Raw genomic sequence first — 21,735 nt, 5'->3', positions numbered from 1 at the left:
CATTATAGGGATCTTGGGGCCACAAAAACAGCGGGCCGGCATGATTGCCGGCCCGCAGGTACCACCAAGGCGCGCTTAGTGGAAGGGGAACAGGTAATTGAGCCAGCTACCCATGCGCATCAGGATCTTGCGCATGATGGCCACATGGTGGACATGCTCGGTGTAGATGGCGGCCTGGCCGCTGGAGCCCGCGATCACCTGATACTTGGCCCACTCGGGGTCGATGATCTCAAGGATGATGGGCAGGCGGCCCGGTACCTGGGCTGTGGTCTGATCGATGAGACCTGCCTGGGCCTGGATGTTGCCCGGTGCCATGGCGGGGATCACCGACAGCACCCTGGCCTTGAATATCTTGCCTGGGATACCGTCCAGTACCACCTCGGCCTCATCGCCATCCTTGAGCCGCTGCATGCTGTTTTGCCAGAACCAGCCGACGTAGGCATTTTCATCTTCATGGATGAAGGTCATCACGGGGCGATACATGAAGGGGGTAGCGATCATGCCCGGACGCAGCGCCAGCTGCACCACGTGGCCGTCGCTCGGGGCATAGACCACGGTCTGAGCCAGCTCGTACTTGGCGATGTTGAGCTGGGCGCTCAAGTCATCCAGCGACGCCTTCTGCTGGTCAATCTGGGCGACGATGTCGTCCACGTTGGCCTGGGTCACGTCGAGATCCCGCTGCTTGCCGATGCCGCGACGCATCAGCTCCTGAGCACGATCCCGGTCCAGGCTGGCGGAGCGCAGTCTGGAATCGAGGGCTTTGAGGAAATCCTTGTTGGAGGCGAGCCGTGCGGTCAGGCTGGCGACTTTCTCCTGGAAGGGCACCGCATCGAGGCGAAACAGCACATCACCCTGCTTGACTGGCTGGTTGGCCTTGACCGGCACCTCGATCACGCGACCCTTGACCAGGGGAACGACGGGGGTGGAGACGTAGTAATTGCGCGCCAGCTCGGAATAGGGGTGGTTGTAGTTCATCAGGACGATGAGGGCGCCGATGATGAAGACACCGCCGAGCACGGCGGTCGGTACAGTCCACTTGTTGAGCGGGATCTTGAAGATCTTGAAAATCCCTACACAGATGGCCGTATAGGTGAGGATAAGTAGCAAGTCCATGAAAGATTACCTATTTGTCGGTCTGTTCGAGCGTGGTCATGCGGGCCTGCAGGGCGGCAAGCTCTTGCTTGAGCGCGTTGATCTCATCTTCGTCTTTCTGCAATCGTTGATTGAAGCCCCAGCCGCGATCGGGACGATACACAGTGGCCCAGATCCAGAGGAAAGGCCAGAGCACATGCAGGGTGAACAGGCTGACCCAGCCGGCCACGTGAATGGCATCCTGGTGGGGGTGATTGCGATGTTTGGCAATCTCATACGGAATGTCGTGGATGACGATGATCCCGTAGAACATGACCAAGACGACGAACACCAATATTCCCAGGGCAATGTAATCAAGTACCATCGATTTCTCCCATCTTAGTCGCGAGGTAATGCCTTGTTTCGTCTAGACAAGGCATCCGGCCATGATGACAGCATATTAGCTGAGTGCAATAGTGCAACCGGGGAGTTGATATTCCGGTACAGGCTCGGTTAAACGCTTGGTTATTTATCATGCGCCATGAATTTCCTTCTATAAAATCAATCAGGAAAGATATTCGTATGTCTCGTAGCATAAAAGGGTGGTGCGATGGAGAGGCGATGCAGGATAAGCCGCTGGTTGGCGGTGTTGCTGTTGTTCAATATCACGTTGATTGGCAGGCCGTGGGCAGCAGAGCCCAGGCTGGAGCCAACCGAGCAGGAGAAGGCACAGACACTGGTGTTGCTTCACGAACCCATCGTCATGCTCCAGGCCAAGTTTGGCCGCCTGGACGGAGCGGCCAGGGTCCGATTGACCCATGAACGGATCCAGCGTCTGGATCCCGCCGACCTGATCCCCCCCATCACCGTTCTCAAAGGCAGCCGGCAAGGCCAGGAAACGCGGGAGTTTATGGTCAACGGCAAGCGGATCCTGGTGCTGGTGGAAGGCGACCTGGAAGCCCTCGACGAGCTGACGCTGGAGCAGGCGAGCGAGCTTGTCCGGCAGCGGCTCGACAGGGTACGCCTCAAATACCTTGAGTTACACTCGACCCCCTATCTGGTCAAGGCTGGCGGTATGGCGCTCCTGGCCAGCGTGATCTTCTTCGGCCTCATCTGGTCGCTGCAATGGGGGCATAGACGAGTCAGGAAGTGGCTCGCCAATCGCCTGCTGCTGCAGAAGGGATTGATCCCCCACCAGTGGCGTCAAGTAGCGGGCAACGTGGAGGTCCGCTTGCTCGGCCTCCTGACCCTGCTGCTGCTCTTCATGCTCACCTATGGCTGGCTCACCTATGTGCTCGGCCTCTTCCCCCATACCCGGGCCTGGAGCGAGCAACTGGGTGACTCCCTGTTTACTCTGTGCGGCGACATGCTGGAGGGCATGATTGCGGCCATGCCCGGTCTGGTGACCGTGCTGTTGATTGTCGCCATCACCCGCTTCTTCATCCGGATGCTGGCCATTCTCTTCGATCGCATCGAGCAGGGACAGTTTCGTGTGCAGGGGTTGCACGCCGAGACCATTGGGGCCACCCGGCGGCTACTCTCCGTGGTGATCTGGCTGTTTGCCCTGACGGTGGCCTACCCCTATCTGCCCGGTGCCGACTCCGACGCCTTCAAGGGGATCAGTGTCTTCTTTGGCCTGATGGTGACCCTGGGATCGGCGGGAATCATGAACCATGCCATGAGTGGCTTGGTGCTCATCTACTCTCGTGCCCTGCGACCCGGCGATCTGGTGCAGATTGGCGAGGTGGAGGGGATGGTGAGCGAGCTCAATGCCCTCTCCACCAAGCCGGTGACGCGCCAGGATCATGAGGTGACCCTGCCCAACGCCGTGGTGGTGGGGGGCAAGGTGGTGAACCTGACCCGGCTGGCGGGGGAGAAGGGGGTTGCACTCCTGACCAAGGTGACCATCGGCTACGATGCGCCCTGGCGCCAGGTGCATGCCATGCTGGAGTTGGCGGCCCGGCGCTGCACCCAGCTCAACCAGGACGAGCCGCCTCTTGTGCGTCAGTTGAATCTGCAGGATTGGTACGTGGAATATGAGCTGCAGGTACGGATGAAAGACGGCCTGCTGCCTGCCGTGGTCAAGACGGAGCTTCACGGGCATATCCAGGATGTGTTCAACGAGTTTGGAGTGCAGATCATGTCCCCCAACTTCATTGCCCAGCCGGAGCAGGCGGTGCTGGTGGCCAGGGAGCACTGGTACCAGGCGCCTGCCAAGGGGCCCGGGGCGACCAGCAAAGGGTAAGCCCCTGGAAAATGAAGAGGCCCGGCAGCAATGCCGGGCCTCTTGTCATGGGGAAAGTGTAGTCTCGCGACTCAGCTCTCCTTGGCCTCCCTCAGCTGGGAGGGCCTGAACTTTATCAGGAAGACCAGGGTGATCAGGGCGGTACTCACCAGACCGATGATGGTGGATACGTTCATCGCCAGCCCGAAACCGATGGGGGCGTTGGCCAGGTAGGTGATCACCACGGCGGTCATGAAGATGGCGGGGATGGTGCAGATCCAGTGCAGCTTGCCCTCCTTGATGAGGTAGGCAGCCGCAGCCCACAGCATGATGACGGCCGTGGTCTGGTTGGCCCAGCCGAAGTAGCGCCAGATCACCCCGAACTCGGCCTTGGAGATGATGAAGCCGAGGATGAACATGGGGATGGCGATCAGCAGACGCTTGGCCAGCGGCTTCTGGGTCATCTTCAGGAAGTCCGCCACGATGAGGCGGGCACTGCGAAACGCGGTGTCACCCGAGGTGATGGGCAGGATCACCACGCCCAGGATGGCGAGGATGCCGCCGACGGTGCCGAGCAGGCTGGTGGAGACTTCGTGTACCACAGCCGCCGGGCCGCCGTTGGCCATGGTGGCGTTGAGCGCTTCGGTGCTGTCGTAGAAGGAGAGGCCCAGGGTGCACCAGATAAGGGCGATGATGCCTTCACCTATCATGGCGCCGTAGAAGATGAAACGGCCGGACTTCTCGTTCTGCATGCAGCGCGCCATCAGCGGAGACTGGGTGGCGTGGAAGCCCGAGACCGCGCCGCAGGCGATGGTGATGAACAGCAGCGGCCAGAGCGGCAGCTCGGTCGGGTGCAGGTTGGAGAAGTCCATCCCGGTGTTGTAGAAGCCCTTGCCCGAGAAGATGAGGCCGACGATGAGACCGACCGACATGAACACCAGCAGGGCGCCGAAGATGGGATAGAAGCGGCCGATGATCTGGTCGATGGGGACTATGGTGGCGAGGATGTAGTAGGCAAAGATCGCCACGATCCAGTAGACCAGGTCGGTGGAGGTGAGGTTGGCCAGGAGGCCTGCCGGGCTCAGCACGAATACCACGCCCACCAGCATCAGCAGTACCACGGCAAACAGGTTCATGAAGTGCTTGGCGGCGGTGCCGAGGTGTTCACCGACCACGGTCGGCACAGAGGCGCCCTTGGCTCGCACCGACAGCATGCCGGAGAAGTAGTCGTGTACCGCGCCCGCAAAGATGCAGCCGAACACTATCCAGAGCATGGCGACCGGGCCATAGAGGGCGCCGAGTATGGGGCCGAAGATGGGGCCGACGCCGGCGATGTTGAGCAGTTGCACCAGGTAGACTTTCTTGTCCGACATGGGGACATAGTCCACGCCATCGGCCATGGTGATGGCGGGGGTGGCAAGTTCGGGTTTCGGGCCGAATATCCGCTCGACGAATTTGCCGTAGATGAAGTAGCCCGCGACCAGCAGACCGACACAGAGGAAGAACCAGATCATTGTTACGCTCCAGCATTGTTATTTTATGGTGTGCGCGGTCAGTCTAGGTGGGGACTTCTGTTAACGGCAGGTAAAAGCGGGTGAGCGGCGACATGGCGACCCAAGCGGTCGCCTGCTGTGATCCGGCGCACAGTGGCGCCCTTATTCCAGCCCCAGCTCGTCTTTCAGCTCCTTGAGATAGCGTCGGCTGACCGGCACCCGGGCGCCGCTCGGGGTGACTATCTGGGCCAGCTGGTTTTCCAGCAACTGGATCTCGAAGATCGCACTCGGGGCCACCAGGTACTGACGGTGGCAACGCAGCAGCGGGGTCTTCTCCTCGAGGGATTTCAAGGTGAGCTGGGTGTGAAACAGCTCCCCCTGACAGGCGACGTGCACGCCGCCGAGATCCGAGAAGGCATACTCTACCTGCTCGATGGGCAACAGCCGCACCCGGTTGTGCAGATAGCCGGGGATGTGGCGAATGGCCGGCGCCAGCGCCGCCACCGGCTGGGGGCTGAGATCCTGGCGCAGGCGGCTTAGCGTCTTGGCGAGGCGGGCAGGCTCTACTGGCTTGAGCAGATAGTCGAAGGCGTTCTCCTCGAAAGCCTGGATGGCGTACTCATCGAACGCGGTGACAAACACGATGCGGGGCAGGGGATCGAGCATGGCCACCAGCTCCATGCCGCTGAGTTTGGGCATCTGGATGTCGAGAAATACCACGTCCGGTTTGAACCGCTGGATGAGGCCAAGCGCTTCGATGGCATTGGCGGCCGAGCCCAGGATCTCGATGTCGGGATCGCTGCCGAGCAGCTCGGCCAGCTCCTCGCGGGCATAGGGTTCATCGTCGACGATCAGGGTGCGGATCATGTCGGCTCCTTGGCAGGGGATTGCGGCTGTCTGGGCAGGGTGAACGAGACCCGGGTCCACTGCTCAGGCTCACACTGCACCCGGATGCCAAAGCGCTCGCCGAAGGCACTCCTGAGCCGCCTGTCCACAATGCTCATGCCAAGGCCATCGCCCTGTGAACCCGGTGGCCAGGCCCCGGCATTGTCCTCCACGCAGAGGGTGACACTGTCCTGGTCCTCCTCGGCGAAGAGCCGGATCCGTCCCTGTTCGATCAGGGAGCCGGTCCCGTGTTTGATGGCATTCTCGATGAGGGGCTGCAGGGTGAAGCTCGGCAGTTGCACGTCGGCCAGGTGCGGCGGGATCTCGTTGATGACGGTCAGGCGCTCGCCAAAGCGTGCCTGTTCTATCTCCAGATAGGACTGGCAGTGCTCCTGCTCTTCCTGCAGGGTGGCCAGATCGTTCTGACGCTTGAGGTTCTTGCGAAAGAACAGTGACAGATGCAGCAACAGCTGGCGTGCCCGTTCGGGGTCGCGCCGGGTGATGGCACTGATGGTATTGAGGGTATTGAACAGAAAATGGGGATTGATCTGCGCCTGAACGAGCTTGAGCTCTGACTGGACCAGCAATCGCTGCTGCTGCTCCAGCCGCCCGCTCAGCAACTGTTGTGACAGCAGGTTGGCTATCCCTTCCCCCAGGGTGTGGTTGATCTTGAGGAAGAGCCGCTTCTTGGGTTCATAGAGCTTGATGGTGCCGATCACGCCTCTGTCTCCCTGCAGCGGGATCACCAGCACGGAGCCGAGCTGGCATTGGGGGGAGATGCTGCAGCGATAGGGGTGGCGGTTGCCATCGGCAAACAGCACCTTGTTCTGGGCGATGGCCTGCAGGGTGATGGCGGACGTGATGGGGGTACCCGGTTTGTGGTGATCCTCCCCCGTGCCGATGAAGGCGAGGATCTTGTCGGTGTCCGTGATGGCGACGGCGCCGACCCCGGTCTCCTCCTGCACGATATGGGCTATCTTGCGACTCGCCTCGGGAGTGAAGCCCTGGGTCATGATCCCCAGAGTACGATTGGCTATGGTGAGCGCCTTGGCCGAAAAGACCCGGGAGAACTTCTCGTACATTCGCTGCTGGTCGCGGATCATGCTGATGAAGAGTGCCGCACCACAGGCGTTGGCGAGGATCATGGGGGTGGCGATGGTGCGCACCAGCAGCAGGGACTTGTCGAACGGGGTGGCGACCAGCAGGATGATGAGCATCTGCATGATCTCGGCCGCAAAGGTGGTGAAGAAGGCAATCCGGGGCTGGAACAGCGCATCCACCCGGTTCGTCTGCATCAGCCGCCAGTGCACCAGGCCACCCAACAGCCCCTCGCACGTGGTGGAGATGGCGCAGGCGAGATCGGTAAAGCCGCCCAGGGTATAGCGATGCAGGCCCCCGGTCAGTCCCACCAGGAAGCCCACCAGAGGGCCTCCCAGCAGTCCTCCCAGCACGGCGCCGACGGCACGGGTATTGGCGATGGCATCGTCGATATCCAGCCCCACATAGGTGCCCAGTATGCAGAAACAGGAGAAGATAACGTATATCAGTATCTTGTGAGGAAGCCTGACTGAGTAGTTGGCCAGTGGGCGCAGCAAGGGACTCTTGGAGAAGAGGTAGGCGATCACTAGGCTGACGCTCATCTGCTGGAGCAGGGAGAGGACTAATTGCATAAAAAACCTTCCTCAAGAATCATCCCGGGCCAGAACGCCACCGAGGCGTACTGTGAGCAAGATCCTGTCTTGCTGCAGGACTCGGCCCCATGGCGGGGGAAGTTTGCCAGAATGAAAAAATAAAACCATATAAAATCAGCACGTTAAATTGATATTTGTGTAACCGGGCGGCACTTGATATTGCTGGAGAGAGCATGAATGTGCCCGCTGGGTACGCCACATGGAGGTGGCATGCTCCGCCCGGCCTTTGGCTGGGCGTTTTTTATCCAGCTCCAATGGCGGACAGTTTTGAGGGGGCTCGAGCAATTATTCAGGTTTGTCCAATGAGTTATCCCCAGCTTCTGGGGATAACTCAGAAGGCGAAATAGTAGCAGACGCGTCGGCCTAGATGGAAAAACAACCGCTGCCCCTCATCCAGCTCCTCCTGCCTGAGGGTGGCGATGATGCTTCTCTCATCTTCCCGCAGATCGATCATGGCCACGGCTTCCGGGCGCTGCCCCTTGATGTAGGGTTGCACCTTGGGTTTGAGGGGCATGGTGGGTTCGCTCGAGAACACCAGCGCCACCGTATCATCCTCCAGGCGTACCAAGGATCCGGGCGGATAGACCCCCAGCACCTTTATCAACAATCTGACCAGATCTTGATCGAATTTCTTCTGGGACAACTTGTAGAGCTGGCCGATGGCCTGACTCGGCCCCGCGGTGTGGAGGCCGCTGCGCGGGTGCAGCAGTTCGTCGTAATAGTCCACCAGGCCGATGAGGCGGGCGAGGGGAGGGATCCTGTCACCCTGAATACCGAGGGGAAAGCCGCTGCCGTCCAGCCGCTCGTGGTGGAGATGGGCAACCTCGCGGATCCTGGGTTCGAAGGCCTGCAGCTGGTTGAGCATCTCCAGCCCGTACTGGGGATGCATGTTGAGAAAATTGAGCTCCGCCTTGCTGAGTTCTCCCCGTTTCTGGGTGATCTGGCTCGGGATCCTGAGCTCGCCGATATCGTGCAGCAGGCCGGCCAGCCCTGCCTCCTCGATCTCGATATGGCTCATGCCGAGCTCCCTTGCCATCAGCATGGCGATGAAGGCCACGCTCAGGCTGTGTTGCAGCAGGATGTCCGTGTGCTGGCTGCGAATGAGGTGCAAACCCAGAGGTCCCTGATGGTCGGCGAGGCGGGTGGCGACGATGCGCACCATCTGGGCGGTGTTGGCCAGCCCCTCGTCGGGCTTGAGATTGAGGGCGCCGAGGGCGTCACGAAGATCTGACAGGGATTGGCCGAATGCCTTGTCGGCGGTGCGCAGGGAGCGGCGAAAGGCCTTCTCGTCGAATGTGGATTCGGTCGGAAGGGGGGAGGCATCTTGCGTCGCACCGAGCTCAAATGAAGGGGCTGGCTCTGCACGCAGGAGGGGCTCGACGGGGAGATCGCTCTTGTCGGGATCCACCATCAGCAGGGTGAGTTCGAGGTGACGGAGGATGTCGAGCTGCTGCTGGTCGCGGATCTTGAAGGCATTGAACATGAAAGGGTGGTTGGTCCATCCCGTGGGGAGATGGATGTAATGGCCGATTTTCAACTGCTCGATGGAGGCCTGTATCAGCGCCATAGACTCGCTCTTCTGTCGAATTTGCCTATCAACAAGCTAGCAAAATTAAACAGATAGACAAACAAAAAAGCCCGCGCATGTGCGCGGGCTCTTGTCATCCGGACCGGTTATCAGGCCTTGGATTTTTTCTTGCTGTCTACCTTGGCGTCGACTTTGGCCTCAACCTTGGTCGCTACCTGAGCTTCCTCGATGAAGGGACGGCCATAGTAGGTGTCCATCAGGATGGCTTTGAGCTCGGTGATCAGCGGGTAGCGCGGGTTGGCGCCAGTGCACTGGTCATCGAAGGCTTCCAGCGCCAGCTGGTCAACCTTGGCCAGGAAGTCGGTCTCGTTCACGCCGGCTTCACGGATGGAAGCAGGGATCCCTAAGGTCGCTTTCAGCTCGTCCAGCCAGGTCAGCAGTTTCTCGATCTTGGCCGCGGTGCGGTCACCGGCAGCAGTCAGACCCAGATGGTCGGCCACTTCGGCGTAGCGACGACGAGCCTGCGGACGGTCGTACTGGGAGAACGCGGTCTGCTTGGTCGGGTTGTCGTTCGCGTTGTAGCGGATGACGTTGCTGATCAGCAGGGCGTTGGCCAGGCCGTGCGGGATGTGGAACTCGGCACCCAGCTTGTGGGCCATGGAGTGGCACACACCCAGGAAGGCGTTGGCGAACGCGATACCGGCGATGGTGGCGGCGTTGTGCACCTTCTCGCGGGCAACCGGGTCGTTGGCACCGTTCTGGTAGCTGGATGGCAGATACTCTTTGAGCAGTTTCAGGGCTTGCAGCGCCTGACCGTCGGAGTACTCGTTGGCCAGCACGGACACATAGGCTTCCATGGCGTGGGTCACGGCATCGATACCACCGAAGGCGCACAGGGATTTGGGCATGCCCATGACCAGGTTGGCATCCACGATGGCCATGTTCGGGGTCAGCTCGTAGTCGGCCAGCGGGTACTTCATGCCGGTGGCGTCGTCGGTCACGACCGCAAACGGGGTCACTTCAGAACCGGTACCGGAAGTGGTGGTGATGCAGACCAGTTCGGCCTTCACGCCCATTTTCGGGAACTTGTAGATACGCTTGCGGATGTCCATGAAGCGCATGGCCAGGTCTTCGAACGCGGTGTCCGGGTGCTCGTACATGACCCACATGATCTTGGCGGCATCCATGGGTGAACCACCGCCCAGGGCGACGATCACGTCCGGCTTGAAGGAGTTCGCCATCTCGGCGCCCTTGCGTACCACGGACAGGGTGGGGTCAGCTTCCACTTCGTAGAAGATTTCCACTTCCATGTTCAGCTTCTTGAGCAGACGAACCACTTCATCGGCATAGCCGTTGTTGAACAGGAAACGGTCGGTGACCACCATGGCGCGCTTCTTGCCTTCCAGGTCGCCCAGGGCGATCGGCAGGGAGCCACGACGGAAGTAGATGGATTTCGGAAGTTTGTGCCACAGCATATTTTCTGCCCGTTTTGCGACTGTCTTCTTGTTGATCAGGTGCTTGGGACCGACGTTCTCGGAGATGGAGTTACCACTCCAGGAGCCGCAACCCAGGGTCAGGGACGGGGCGAGCGCGAAGTTGTACAGGTCACCGATACCGCCCTGGGTGGAGGGGGTGTTGATGAGGATACGGGCAGTCTTCATCTTGTCGCCGAAGTACTTGATGCGGTCGGCGTTGCGATCCTGGTCGGTGTAGAGGCCGGAGGTGTGGCCGATACCACCGATGTTGACCATGTCGCAGGCCATTTCGACGGCTTCTTCGAAGTTCTTGGCGCGGAACATACCCAGGGTCGGGGAGAGTTTCTCGTGAGCGAACTCGTCTTCTGCACACAGCTCCAGACCTTCACCGATGAGGATCTTGGTGGTGGCAGGCACGGTCACACCGGCCATGGCGGCGATCTTGGTGGCGGGCTGGCCCACGATGTCGGCGTTCAGGGCGCCGTTGATCAGCAGAACTTTACGCACCTTGTCGGCTTCGTCCTTGGAGAGGATGTAGCCGGCGTGAGTTGCGAAACGCTCCTTGACCTGGTTATAGATGGAGTCGACCACGATGACGGCCTGCTCGGACGCACAGACCACGCCGTTGTCGAAGGTTTTGGACATCAGGATGGAGGCGACGGCACGCTTGATGTCGGCGGTTTCGTCGATAACGATGGGTACGTTACCGGCGCCCACACCGATGGCGGGTTTGCCTGAGGAGTAAGCGGCCTTCACCATGCCCGGGCCACCGGTGGCCAGAATAAGGTTGATGTCGTTGTGCTTCATCAGGGCGTTGGACAGTTCAACGGACGGTTGGTCGATCCAGCCGATGATGTTCTTCGGTGCACCGGCGGCGATGGCTGCATCCAGTACCAGCTTGGCTGCGGTATTGGTGGAGTTCTTGGCGCGGGGGTGCGGGGAGAAGATGATGGCGTTGCGGGTCTTCAGGGAGATGAGGGCCTTGAAGATTGCAGTGGAAGTCGGGTTGGTGGTCGGTACGATACCGCAGATGATGCCTACCGGCTCGGCGATGGTGATGGTACCCATCTCGTCGTCCTGGCTCAGGATGCCGCAGGTCTTCTCGTCTTTGTAAGCGTTATAGATGTATTCGGAGGCGAAGTGGTTTTTGATGACCTTGTCTTCGATGATACCCATGCCGGACTCAGCCACTGCCATCTGGGCCAGGGGGATACGGGCGTTGCTGGCTGCCAGGGCAGCGGCGCGGAAGACTTTGTCTACCTGCTCTTGCGAGAAGCTGGCGAATTCACGCTGGGCTTCCTTGACGCGGGCAACCAGTGCATCCAGTTCAGCCAAATTGGTTACTGCCATGTTTATCTCCTGATGATTTGAAAACTGTTTAGTAAGACCTTGGCAATGCCCGGCAATTATAGTCGCCCTGTCAAGGAGAGAATCACCACAACGGGGTATTTACATGCCTTACTAAATTGTTTTCTGACCCGATTATAGAGCGGGGATGTGTCAGAAAAGATTGATCTGGATCATATGTAACAAAAGAACAAAAGAAATTTTGTTTCACCATCCCGAACGGTCAGATGTTACGGGTTTGTAGAGTAGAGTGCCGGGGGGATGAACACGAGGTGAACAAGCGCTTTTCTACCGAATGACGGCTGTCGGGTCACCCACTCTCCGCTGTTTCAGTGGTGGCAAAGAGGGCGGTGAGTGCCAGCATGGTGCCGTCCCCGGAGATCCTCTCGGCCGTGAATGGGTGCAGACGTTTCATTTCTGTTGGAAAAATGGTGGTTGCTTTCATCCGGTGACAGGCTTGGGGGCGAGATATCTGATGGTTGTGCGGCAAACAGCGGGGGCGATCCCTGTTCGCGTACAGTGCGGATGCGGATCAGGGGCGGCGAGAAAGGTCACCATGAAGATCAAGATCGCGTGTCAACGTGGAGACGAGCAGTGGTGGTGAATGCGGGTTATCGCCTGGGATCGTCAGGATCAATCCATGAAAATGGCTCTTTATTGCATGGAAATCTTGTGATGAGTGGATGGGGCGACATAAAACGCCAGCAGACTTTGCTGAATTGTTAAGTTGATATCATTGCCATTAACAACTCGATGTGTTGATTTTTGTCGATTCATTAGAGGAACTAACTAAAAAGCCCCGGAAAGGGTGAGATTATTTGATTGGAGAAGGGAAATAGCATGGTGTAAATTTACGCGCAGTTTGACGGGGATGGCCCTCGGTGGCCCGAATTGGTTCTGGATGGCGCTTATGGCAGCAATTGACTTCTCTTTATACCTGAAATTTTTCGTTGGCCTGTTTGCGATCATCAACCCGCTGGGTCTGTTGCCGGTCTTTGTGAGCCTGACGGGCCACATGCAACCGGATGAGCGCAGGAAGACCAACACCACGGCCCACATTGCCGTGATGGTCATCCTCATGGTCTCCATGTGCATGGGGCAGCTGATCCTCGATGGTTTCGGCATCTCGCTCGCGTCGTTCCGCATTGCCGGTGGCTCACTCATTACCCTGATCGCCTGGTCCATGTTGCAGGGCAAGCTGGGGGAGGTGAAGCACAACAAGCAAGAGAAGGGTGAACTGGCCGCGCGCGAATCCATCGCTGTGGTGCCGCTGGCTCTGCCCCTGATGGCCGGCCCCGGTGCCATCTCGTCCTCCATCGTCTATGCCAGCCAGAAGACTCTGCCCCAGCTGCTGGGCATGTTCCTGGTCGTGGTGGCCTTTGCCTACTGCTCCTGGCTCATCTTCCGTGCTGCCCCCCTGCTGTTCAAGCTGATGGGCAATACCGGCATCAACGTGGTGACCCGGATCATGGGTCTCATCATGATGTCCCTTGGCATCGAGATCATGGTGGCAGGGATCAAGGGAGTCTTTCCCGGATTGATGTGATTCAGGTCTGTTTTGTCGGAGCCGGTCCTCGTGACCGGCTTTTTATTGTTTCTTTTTTGTTAGTCATTTCCTAGAATCGAGCGGCTTTGTATGAAAAACACCCATTGCTCGATATTTAAATGCTGAATAAATGGTTTAAAGCTGTTTTTTTGACCGTCAAAGCCGCCCCTACCTGATGATATCTATTGCATTATCAGAATTGTCAGGGAATTATGCGGGCAGCGGGATTTTTATCTCGTGAATGGACAAATGCATGGAATGTTCTTGTTGGAGTATGGAAATGACTCATAGAAAAACAATTATTAATACCCTTTTATTGACTGCACTCTTTGGTGGCGCCACCCTGGCACACGCCGCCGACGTCCCCGCCGGCACCAAGCTCGCTCCCGAGCAAACCCTGGTGAAAGGCAATGGCTCCGAGCCCGCCACCCTGGATCCGCACAAGACCGAAGGAACGGTTGAATCCAATATTCTGCGCGACCTGTTCGAAGGTCTCGTCACCTCAGGCCCCAAGGGTGAAACCCTGCCCGGCGTCGCCGAGTCCTGGGAAACCAAGGACAACAAACACTTCGTGTTCCACCTGCGCAAAGATGCCAAGTGGTCCAATGGGGATCCGGTCACCGCACACGACTTCGTCTTCGCCTTCCAGCGGGCCGTGGATCCCAAGACGGCTTCTCCTTACTCCTGGTACATGGAGATCCCGACCATCACGAATGCGACCGACATCATCGGTGGCAAGAAACCGGCCGACACCCTGGGGGTGAAAGCCAGCGACGATTACACCTTCGAAGTGCAGCTGGAGAAGGCGGTGCCTTACTTCGTCAGCATGCTCTCTCACACCACCACCTATCCGGTGCCCAAGAAAGTGGTCGAGAAGTTTGGTGACAAGTGGACCCAGCCCGGCAACATGGTTTCCAACGGCGCCTATGTGCTGAAGGATTGGGTGGTCAACGAGCGCGTCGACGTCGAGCGCAACCCCAGCTACTGGAACAACGCCAAGACGGTGATCGAGAAGGTGACCTACCTGCCGATCCAGTCCACCAACGCCGAGCTGAACCGCTACCTGGCCGGTGAAGTCGATCTCACCTACAACATGCCGATCGAGCGCTTCAAGCAGATGAAGAAGGAGCACCCGAACGAGGTGCAGGTCAGCGGTTATGTAGGCACCTACTACTACCAGTACAACTTCAAGCATAAGCCGTTTGACGACGTGCGTGTGCGCACCGCGCTCTCCTACGCCATCGATCGCAACGTGATTGCCGACAAGGTGATGGGCAAGGGCGAAACCCCGGGCTACACCCTGGTGCCTGATTTCGTCGACGGCTTCAAGCCGGTGGCCCCGGCCTGGTCCAAGCTGACCCAGGCAGAGCGCGACGCCAAGGCGAAAGAGTTGCTGACCGAAGCCGGTTACGGCCCGGGCAAGCCGCTCAAGTTCGAGCTGCTCTACAACACCGACGACAACCACAAGAAGGTAGCCGTGGCCGTTGCCTCCATGTGGAAGAAGCTGGGTGTGCAGGTGAGCCTGGTGAACCAGGAGTGGAAGACCTACCTGGAAACCAAGAAGCAGGGCAACTTCGACGTAGGCCGTGCCGGCTGGATTGCGGACTACAACGAAGCCTCCTCCATGCTGGATCTGATGCAGACCACTCACGGCAACAACGACGGCAAGTACTCCAACACCGCCTTTGACAAGCTGATGAACGAGTCTCGCAACCAGGTGGATGCGGCTGCGCGCAACAAGCTCTATGTCCAGGCCGAAGATATCCTGGCCAAGGACATGCCAATCGCCCCCATCTACCAGTACGTGACCTCGCGCATGGTCAAGCCCTATGTGGGCGGCTACCCGGCCAACCCGCTGGACAACCTCTACAGCAAAGACATGTACATCATTGCTCACTGAGTAAAGCAACAAGTCGCATAACAAGCAGGCCCGCCGGACGGCGGGCCTTTATTACAACCGCGACCCTTTGGAAGCAGTACAGGACAGGAAATGTCTATGTTGAAATTCATCCTTAAACGTCTATTGGAAGCGATCCCGACTCTGCTGGTCTTGATCACCGTCTCCTTCTTCATGATGCGCTTCGCGCCGGGTAACCCCTTCACCAGCGAACGCGCCCTGCCGCCGGAAGTGTTGGCCAACATCGAGGCCAAATATGGCCTGGACAAGCCCATCGGCGTGCAATACCTCACCTATCTGGGCAACCTGGTCCAGGGCGATCTGGGGCCCTCCTTCAAGTACAAGGACTTCACCGTCAATGATCTGGTGAGTCAGGCGCTGCCGGTCTCCGCCAAGATTGGCTCGGTCGCCTTCCTGCTGGCGGTCACGCTGGGAGTTACGTTCGGCACCATTGCGGCCTTGAAACAGAACACCCTCATCGACTATCTGCTGATGTCGTCGGCCATGGCCGGGGTGGTGATCCCGGGCTTCGTGCTGGCACCCTTGCTGGTGCTCTTCTTCAGTATCTATCTGGGCTGGTTCCCGGCGGGAGGCTGGCAGGGAGGCGGGGTGCAGTTCATGGTGCTGCCGGTGTTCGGCATGATGATGTATTACATCTCCGCCATCTCCCGCATCATGCGTGGCAGCATGATCGAGACCATGAACTCCAACTTCATCCGTACCGCCCGCGCCAAGGGGTTGCCGCTGCGCCACATCATCCTGAGACACGCGCTGCGTCCGGCCATGCTGCCGGTGGTCTCCTATCTGGGCCCGGCCTTCGTCGGCATCATCACGGGTTCCGTGGTGATCGAGACCATCTTCGGTCTGCCTGGCATAGGTCAGCTGTTCGTCAACGGTGCCCTCAACCGTGATTACTCCATGGTGCTCGGCCTGACCATTCTGGTCGGCGCCCTCACCATCACCTTTAACGCCGTGGTCGATATTCTCTATGCCGTCATCGATCCCAAGATCCGTTACTAAGCCGGGAGTACATCATGGTTGTCACAACTGAAAAACGCGAAGCCATCGAGGCATTCGCCCAGAAAGTGGAAGTGGTGGAAGGACGCTCCCTGTGGAAGGATGCCCGTCGCCGTTTCCTGCGCAACAAGGCGGCGCTGACCAGCCTCATCATCCTGACCATCATCGGTCTGGCGGTGATCGTCGGGCCGCACCTGTCCCAATACACCTTCGATGATCCGGACTGGGGGGCCATGCAGGCCGCTCCTGACATGGAGACGGGGCACTGGTTCGGCACCGACAGCCTGGGGCGCGATCTGTTCGTGCGCACCCTGCTCGGTGGTCGCATCTCGCTCATGGTCGGCATCATGGGGGCCGTGGTGGCCGTCATCATCGGCACCCTGTATGGCGCCGCTTCCGGCTTCATCGGCGGTCGGGTCGACAGCCTGATGATGCGGGTACTGGAGATCCTCAACGCCTTCCCCTTCATGTTCTTCGTCATCATGCTGGTGACCTTCTTCGGTCGCAACCTGGCCCTCATCTTCCTCGCCATCGGCGCGGTGAGCTGGCTCGACATGGCGCGGATCGTGCGAGGCCAGACCTTGAGCCTCAAGAGCAAGGAGTTCATCGAGGCGGCCCACGTCTGTGGCGTCTCCAAGTGGAAGATCATCACCCGTCATATCGTGCCGAACGTGCTGGGCATAGTGGCGGTCTACGCCACCTTGCTGGTGCCGGGCATGATCATGTTCGAATCCTTCCTGAGCTTCCTGGGACTTGGGGTACAAGAACCCATGACCAGCTGGGGTGCCCTGCTGGATGAAGGCTCCAAGTCGATGGAAGTGGCCATCTGGCAACTCCTGTTCCCCGCCGGTTTCATGGTGGTGACCCTGTTCTGCTTCAACTTCCTCGGGGATGGTCTGCGTGATGCCCTCGATCCAAAGGATCGATAAGACGCCAAAGGACTGGTAGACGCCAACGGCGCCATAAGACCCATCCGCTGAACGCGCGGCGTCAGCCAGATGGGCAGGAAAGCATCACGAGAGATCGATAAGGAGTTTTGATATGAAGTTACTGGATGTGAAAGATCTGCGGGTCGAGTTCAAGACCCCGGATGGCAATGTGGTGGCGGTCAACGACCTCAACTTCTCCCTCTCTGCCGGAGAGACCCTGGGGATCGTCGGTGAGTCAGGCTCAGGCAAGTCTCAAACGGCCTTTGCCATCATGGGGCTGCTCGCCAAGAACGGCATCATTACCGGTTCTGCCAAGTTTCAGGGGGACGAGATCCTGAATCTGCCGGAGCACAAGCTCAACAAGATCCGCTCCGAGAAGATAGCCATGATCTTCCAGGACCCCATGACCTCCCTGAACCCTTATATGAAGGTGAAGGATCAGCTGATGGAAGTGCTGATGCTGCACAAGGGAGTGAGCAAGGCGGCGGCGTTCGAGGAGTCGGTGCGCATGCTGGACGCGGTGAAGATCCCCGAGTCGCGCAAGCGGATGAACATGTACCCCCACGAGTTCTCCGGTGGCATGCGCCAGCGGGTGATGATCGCCATGGCGCTCCTGTGCCGGCCGCAACTGCTTATCGCCGATGAGCCGACCACGGCGCTGGACGTGACTGTGCAGGCCCAGATCATGACCCTGATGAACGAGCTCAAGCGGGAGTTCAACACCGCCATCGTCATGATCACCCACGATCTTGGCGTGGTGGCGGGCATCTGTGACAAGGTGCTGGTGATGTATGCTGGTCGCACCATGGAGTACGGCCGGGTCAACGACATCTTCTATCGCCCGAGCCACCCCTATACCGAAGGCTTGCTGCGCGCCATTCCCCGTCTCGATACCGAAGGGGAAGTGCTGCCCACCATACCGGGCAATCCGCCCAACCTGCTGCGTCTGCCCACCGGCTGCCCCTTCCAGGAGCGTTGCCACCGGGCACACGAGATTTGCGGCCAGCAATCTCCAGTCCTGACCCCCTTCGGCGACGGACGGACAAGGGCCTGCCATTGGGTATCGGATGCCATGATCAAGGGGGTGAACTGATGGGTACTGACAAGAAACTGCTGCTGGAAGTGTCTGACCTCAAGGTTCACTTCAGCATCAAGAGTGACAAGGCCTGGCCCTGGGCCAAGCCCTCCGCCCTGAAGGCGGTGGATGGTGTCACCCTGCGCCTCTACGAAGGGGAGACCCTGGGGGTGGTGGGGGAGTCCGGTTGCGGCAAGTCCACCTTCGCCCGGGCCCTGATAGGTCTGGTACCGGCCACCGACGGCAAGGTGGTGTGGCTGGGCCAGGATCTGACCAAGCTCGAGCAGGGGGCGCTGCGGGAGAAGCGCAAGGAGATCCAGATGATCTTCCAGGACCCGCTGGCCTCCTTGAACCCACGCATGACAATCGGCGACATCATCGCCGAGCCGCTCATCACCTTCTACCCCACTCTCTCCAGGGAGCAGGTGAAGGAGAAGGTGCGGGCCATGATGACCAAGGTGGGGCTTTTGCCCAACCTGGTGAACCGCTACCCCCATGAGTTCTCCGGCGGCCAGTGCCAGCGTATCGGCATCGCCCGGGCGCTGATCCTGGAACCCAAGATGATCATCTGCGACGAGCCGGTCTCTGCGCTGGATGTCTCCATCCAGGCTCAGGTGGTGAACCTGCTCAAATCCCTGCAAAAGGAGATGGGGCTCTCCCTCATCTTCATCGCCCACGACCTGTCCGTGGTCAAGCACATCTCTGACCGGGTGCTGGTGATGTATCTGGGCAACGCGGTGGAACTGGGCACCCGTCAGGAGATCTTCGCCAATCCTCTGCATCCCTACACCAAGGCGCTGATGTCGGCGGTGCCTATTCCGGATCCGGATCTGGAGCGCAGCAAGGTGATCCAGATCCTGGAAGGAGATCTGCCCTCGCCGATGAACCCGCCGTCCGGCTGCGTGTTTCGTACCCGCTGCCCGGTGGCGGGCCCCGAGTGCGCCAAGACCCGCCCCATGCTGGAAGGGAACTTCGATCATGCGGTTTCCTGCCTCAAGGTGGACCCGCTCTGAACCAGAGAGCCGTATTCGGGGCGCCCAGGTGGCGCCCCGATTTTTTTGCAGGGGCAGATAAGATGCCCCTTGGCGCCACCTTTGGAGGCTGTTACTATCCGCCGCACAAGGGGAGTAACTTCTCGCCGGTTTGTCGTCATTACGGTGCACCCATATCCTGCAGTGCACCCGGCAGCCGGGCAGTTGATGAAGATCAGCTGTAAGTGAGACCTTGCCGAGAGGCAAGGTGTATCTGCTCCAAACGCAAACCCACGCCTCTCGGTCGTGGGTTTTGTCGTTTTGGGAGAAGTGAAAAATGGGTGAATGGTGGATGTGGACCGGTTTCTTCAGCATAGTGCTGGTCCTGTTGTGGATTGACATCCGCTTTGTCGGCGGCGGCAAGGCGCACAAGGTGTCTCTGAAAGAGGCGGGGATCTGGTCCCTCATCTGGGTCAGCGTGGCCCTGCTGTTCAACCTGGCCATCTGGCTCTGGCTGGATCACAGTGCCGGGCGTGAGATCGCCAACCAGAAAGGGCTGGAGTTCCTCACCGGCTACCTCATCGAGAAGGCGCTGGCGGTGGACAACGTCTTCGTCTGGCTGATGCTGTTTGGCTACTTTGCCATTCCGGCCGAGCTGCAGCGTCGGGTGCTGCTCTACGGGGTGCTGGGTGCCATCGTCATGCGTGCCGGCATGGTGTTCGCGGGCAGCTGGCTCATCGAGCAGTTCCACTGGATCCTCTACCTGTTTGGCGCCTTCCTGCTGCTGACCGGGGTCAAGATGCTGTGGGCCGCAGACAAGGAGCCGGATCTCGCCAACAACCCGCTGCTGGGCTGGATGCGTCGCCGCTTCAAGGTGACGGAGACGCTCGAGGGGGAGAAGTTCTTCGTCTGGCGTGACGGTGTGCGCTATGCCACCCCGCTGCTGCTCATCCTGGTGCTGGTGGAGGTGAGCGATCTCATCTTCGCGGTGGACAGCATCCCGGCCATCTTCGCGGTGACCACGGATCCCTTCATCGTACTGACCTCCAACATCTTCGCCATCATGGGCCTGCGCGCCATGTACTTCCTGTTGGCTGGCGTGGCCGAGCGCTTCGCCCTGCTGAAATACGGTCTGGCGCTGATCCTGATGTTCATCGGGGTCAAGATGCTGCTGCTCGATATCTTCAAGATCCCAACCGGCATCGCGCTCGGCGTGGTTGCGTTGATCCTGCTGGCCTCCATGGGGCTCAGCCTCTGGGTGACCCGCAAGAAGGTGATTGACCAGAAGAGAGTGTAAGCATCCGCAAAAAAGGGCTCCTTAGGGAGCCCTTTTTCATATCTGATCTGTGCTTAGCGCTTGATCTTCTTGGGGTTGGTGTAGCCCCAGACGGTGTACATGTCCGCCAGCAGAGCGCCGTTGTACTCTTCCAGATCAGACTGCTTCACTTCGGCATCCCCCTGACGGCCGAACAGCACCACCTCGTCACCGGGTTTGATCCCCTTGATGTCGGTCACGTCCACCATGGTGGTGTTCATAGAGGTCTTGCCCACCACAGGGGCCTTCTGGCCATGGATCAGCACATAGGCCTTGTTGCTCATGGCGCGGCGGTAGCCGTCGGAGTAACCCATCGGCAGGTTGGCGAGCAGGGAGTCGCGCTTGAGGGTGAAGGTGCGGTCATAACCGACGGTGTTGCCCGCCGGGTAGTGGTTGACGGAGGCGACCTGGGTCTTGAACGCCATCACCTTCTTGTACTCGGTGTAGGAGGGGATGGTGTCACCGTAGATGATGCCGCCCGGGCGTACCATGTCAAAGTAGGCTTCCGGCACTTCCAGGGTGGCGAAGGAGTTGGCGGCGTGGATGGTGAGCTTGCTGCGATCCAGCTTGCCGGCGTCGATCAGCCACTGGTAGTCAAGCTTGAACTGGGCCAGCCCCAGCTTGACGTCCTCTTTCTCCTCCACCGGGAAGTGGGTCATGATGCCGACCGGGGTGATCCCCTTCAGTTTCAGCATGGCCAGGGCATCGGCCTTGGCGTCATTCTGGCGCAGGTCGATGCCGTTGCGGCTCATGCCGGCGGAGTTCAGGCCGATGTGCACCGACACGTTGGTGTTATGGCGCTGTGCGATGTCGGCGATCCCCTTGGCGCTCTCCAGGCTGCCTACCAGCTCTTCCAGCTTGTAGGGCAGCGCCTGCTCTACCTCGACCGGGGTGGCGGCACGGACCCGCATCAGGCGCCCCTCGAAGCCCTTCTCGCGGGCCACGCGTGCCTCTTCATTGCTGGCGATGCCGATGCAGGGAATGCCCGCCTTGACCACGGAGGGCACCAGCAGATCGATGCCGTGGCCGTAGGCGTCCGCCTTCATGATGGCGCAGATCTGCGGGCCCTTGTCGCCGAGACGATCCTTGAGGGTCTGGATGTTGTGCTCGAAGGCGGTCAAATCCACTTCCAGCCAGGCGTTGGCGGCGGTCTGCTCCTGGCCGTTGCGGGTGTCACTGGCCAGCGGCAGATAGGGGGCGGCGACGGCCTGTCCGGCGAGCAACCCGAAGACCAGGGTCGCGAGCAGGGTTTTCTTGTGCATGGGATGGTT

Annotated in this window: 16 protein-coding genes; 8 read left to right on the top strand and 8 right to left on the bottom strand. The window is 59.5% G+C overall.

Annotated elements, in window-relative coordinates; all coding sequences use genetic code 11:
* Window positions 1–75 precede the first annotated feature (75 nt).
* Together ACB039_RS16875 and ACB039_RS16870 are read right to left on the bottom strand one after the other, a co-directional pair.
* A complete protein-coding gene (locus ACB039_RS16875; RefSeq protein ID WP_371166058.1) occupies window positions 76–1,113 on the bottom strand; it encodes an HlyD family secretion protein in 1,038 nt (345 codons plus the stop codon).
* A gap of 10 nt (window positions 1,114–1,123) precedes the next feature.
* On the bottom strand, window positions 1,124–1,456 hold the full coding sequence (locus ACB039_RS16870) for a DUF3302 domain-containing protein (protein ID WP_005326851.1): 333 nt from the start codon (window positions 1,454–1,456) through the stop codon (window positions 1,124–1,126).
* A 225-nt stretch (window positions 1,457–1,681) separates the two neighbouring features.
* Here ACB039_RS16870 and ACB039_RS16865 point away from each other — a divergent pair, with 225 nt between their 5' ends.
* On the top strand, window positions 1,682–3,316 hold the full coding sequence (locus ACB039_RS16865; RefSeq protein WP_371166057.1) for a mechanosensitive ion channel family protein: 1,635 nt from the start codon (window positions 1,682–1,684) through the stop codon (window positions 3,314–3,316).
* A 71-nt stretch (window positions 3,317–3,387) separates the two neighbouring features.
* Here the strand turns inward: ACB039_RS16865 and ACB039_RS16860 are convergent, their stop codons facing one another.
* The 5 genes from ACB039_RS16860 to adhE all read right to left on the bottom strand — a co-directional run bounded on the left by ACB039_RS16860 (window position 3,388) and on the right by adhE (window position 11,717).
* Window positions 3,388–4,809 carry a carbon starvation protein A gene (locus tag ACB039_RS16860; protein WP_371166056.1) on the bottom strand — a complete coding sequence of 474 codons (1,422 nt, stop codon included), beginning with the start codon at window positions 4,807–4,809 and terminating at the stop codon, window positions 3,388–3,390.
* A 141-nt stretch (window positions 4,810–4,950) separates the two neighbouring features.
* Entirely contained in the window at window positions 4,951–5,655 is a 705-nt protein-coding gene (btsR, locus tag ACB039_RS16855) for a two-component system response regulator BtsR (RefSeq protein WP_371166055.1), read from the bottom strand.
* Window positions 5,652–7,343, bottom strand: coding sequence for a LytS/YhcK type 5TM receptor domain-containing protein (locus tag ACB039_RS16850; protein ID WP_371166054.1), 1,692 nt, complete (start codon window positions 7,341–7,343; stop codon window positions 5,652–5,654). Before ACB039_RS16850 ends, btsR begins: the two co-directional genes overlap by 4 nt.
* Window positions 7,344–7,695: 352 nt before the next feature.
* Entirely contained in the window at window positions 7,696–8,931 is a 1,236-nt protein-coding gene (locus ACB039_RS16845; protein WP_371166053.1) for an HD-GYP domain-containing protein, read from the bottom strand.
* A 110-nt stretch (window positions 8,932–9,041) separates the two neighbouring features.
* Complete coding sequence (gene adhE, locus ACB039_RS16840; protein ID WP_043129282.1) at window positions 9,042–11,717, bottom strand: bifunctional acetaldehyde-CoA/alcohol dehydrogenase; 2,676 nt, start codon at window positions 11,715–11,717, stop codon at window positions 9,042–9,044.
* Window positions 11,718–12,624: 907 nt separating this feature from the next.
* Here adhE and ACB039_RS16835 point away from each other — a divergent pair.
* The 7 genes from ACB039_RS16835 to ACB039_RS16805 all read left to right on the top strand — a co-directional run bounded on the left by ACB039_RS16835 (window position 12,625) and on the right by ACB039_RS16805 (window position 20,446).
* A complete protein-coding gene (locus ACB039_RS16835; RefSeq protein WP_041205423.1) occupies window positions 12,625–13,260 on the top strand; it encodes a YchE family NAAT transporter in 636 nt (211 codons plus the stop codon).
* Window positions 13,261–13,540: 280 nt separating this feature from the next.
* Window positions 13,541–15,160 carry an ABC transporter substrate-binding protein gene (locus tag ACB039_RS16830; protein ID WP_161507316.1) on the top strand — a complete coding sequence of 540 codons (1,620 nt, stop codon included), beginning with the start codon at window positions 13,541–13,543 and terminating at the stop codon, window positions 15,158–15,160.
* Window positions 15,161–15,256: 96 nt separating this feature from the next.
* Window positions 15,257–16,177 (top strand): oligopeptide ABC transporter permease OppB, encoded by a 921-nt coding sequence (gene oppB / locus ACB039_RS16825; RefSeq protein ID WP_041205427.1) that lies wholly within the window; start codon window positions 15,257–15,259, stop codon window positions 16,175–16,177.
* A gap of 14 nt (window positions 16,178–16,191) precedes the next feature.
* Window positions 16,192–17,103: an oligopeptide ABC transporter permease OppC gene (gene oppC, locus ACB039_RS16820; RefSeq protein WP_005326827.1), complete on the top strand. Its 912-nt coding sequence runs from the start codon at window positions 16,192–16,194 to the stop codon at window positions 17,101–17,103.
* A gap of 112 nt (window positions 17,104–17,215) precedes the next feature.
* Window positions 17,216–18,196 carry an ABC transporter ATP-binding protein gene (locus ACB039_RS16815; protein ID WP_043129280.1) on the top strand — a complete coding sequence of 327 codons (981 nt, stop codon included), beginning with the start codon at window positions 17,216–17,218 and terminating at the stop codon, window positions 18,194–18,196.
* On the top strand, window positions 18,196–19,191 hold the full coding sequence (gene oppF, locus ACB039_RS16810) for a murein tripeptide/oligopeptide ABC transporter ATP binding protein OppF (protein ID WP_042649233.1): 996 nt from the start codon (window positions 18,196–18,198) through the stop codon (window positions 19,189–19,191). Before ACB039_RS16815 ends, oppF begins: the two co-directional genes overlap by 1 nt.
* Before the next feature lie 295 nt (window positions 19,192–19,486).
* Window positions 19,487–20,446 carry a TerC family protein gene (locus ACB039_RS16805; RefSeq protein ID WP_171274025.1) on the top strand — a complete coding sequence of 320 codons (960 nt, stop codon included), beginning with the start codon at window positions 19,487–19,489 and terminating at the stop codon, window positions 20,444–20,446.
* A gap of 53 nt (window positions 20,447–20,499) precedes the next feature.
* Here the strand turns inward: ACB039_RS16805 and alr are convergent, their stop codons facing one another.
* Entirely contained in the window at window positions 20,500–21,726 is a 1,227-nt protein-coding gene (gene alr, locus ACB039_RS16800; protein ID WP_005326819.1) for an alanine racemase, read from the bottom strand.
* Window positions 21,727–21,735: the final 9 nt, after the last annotated feature.

Source organism: Aeromonas sp. S2(2024) (assembly GCF_041402505.1).
Lineage (GTDB): Bacteria > Pseudomonadota > Gammaproteobacteria > Enterobacterales > Aeromonadaceae > Aeromonas > Aeromonas media.
The sequence above is the reverse complement of the archived record's forward strand: the minus strand, read 5'-3'. Positions and strand labels throughout refer to the sequence as shown.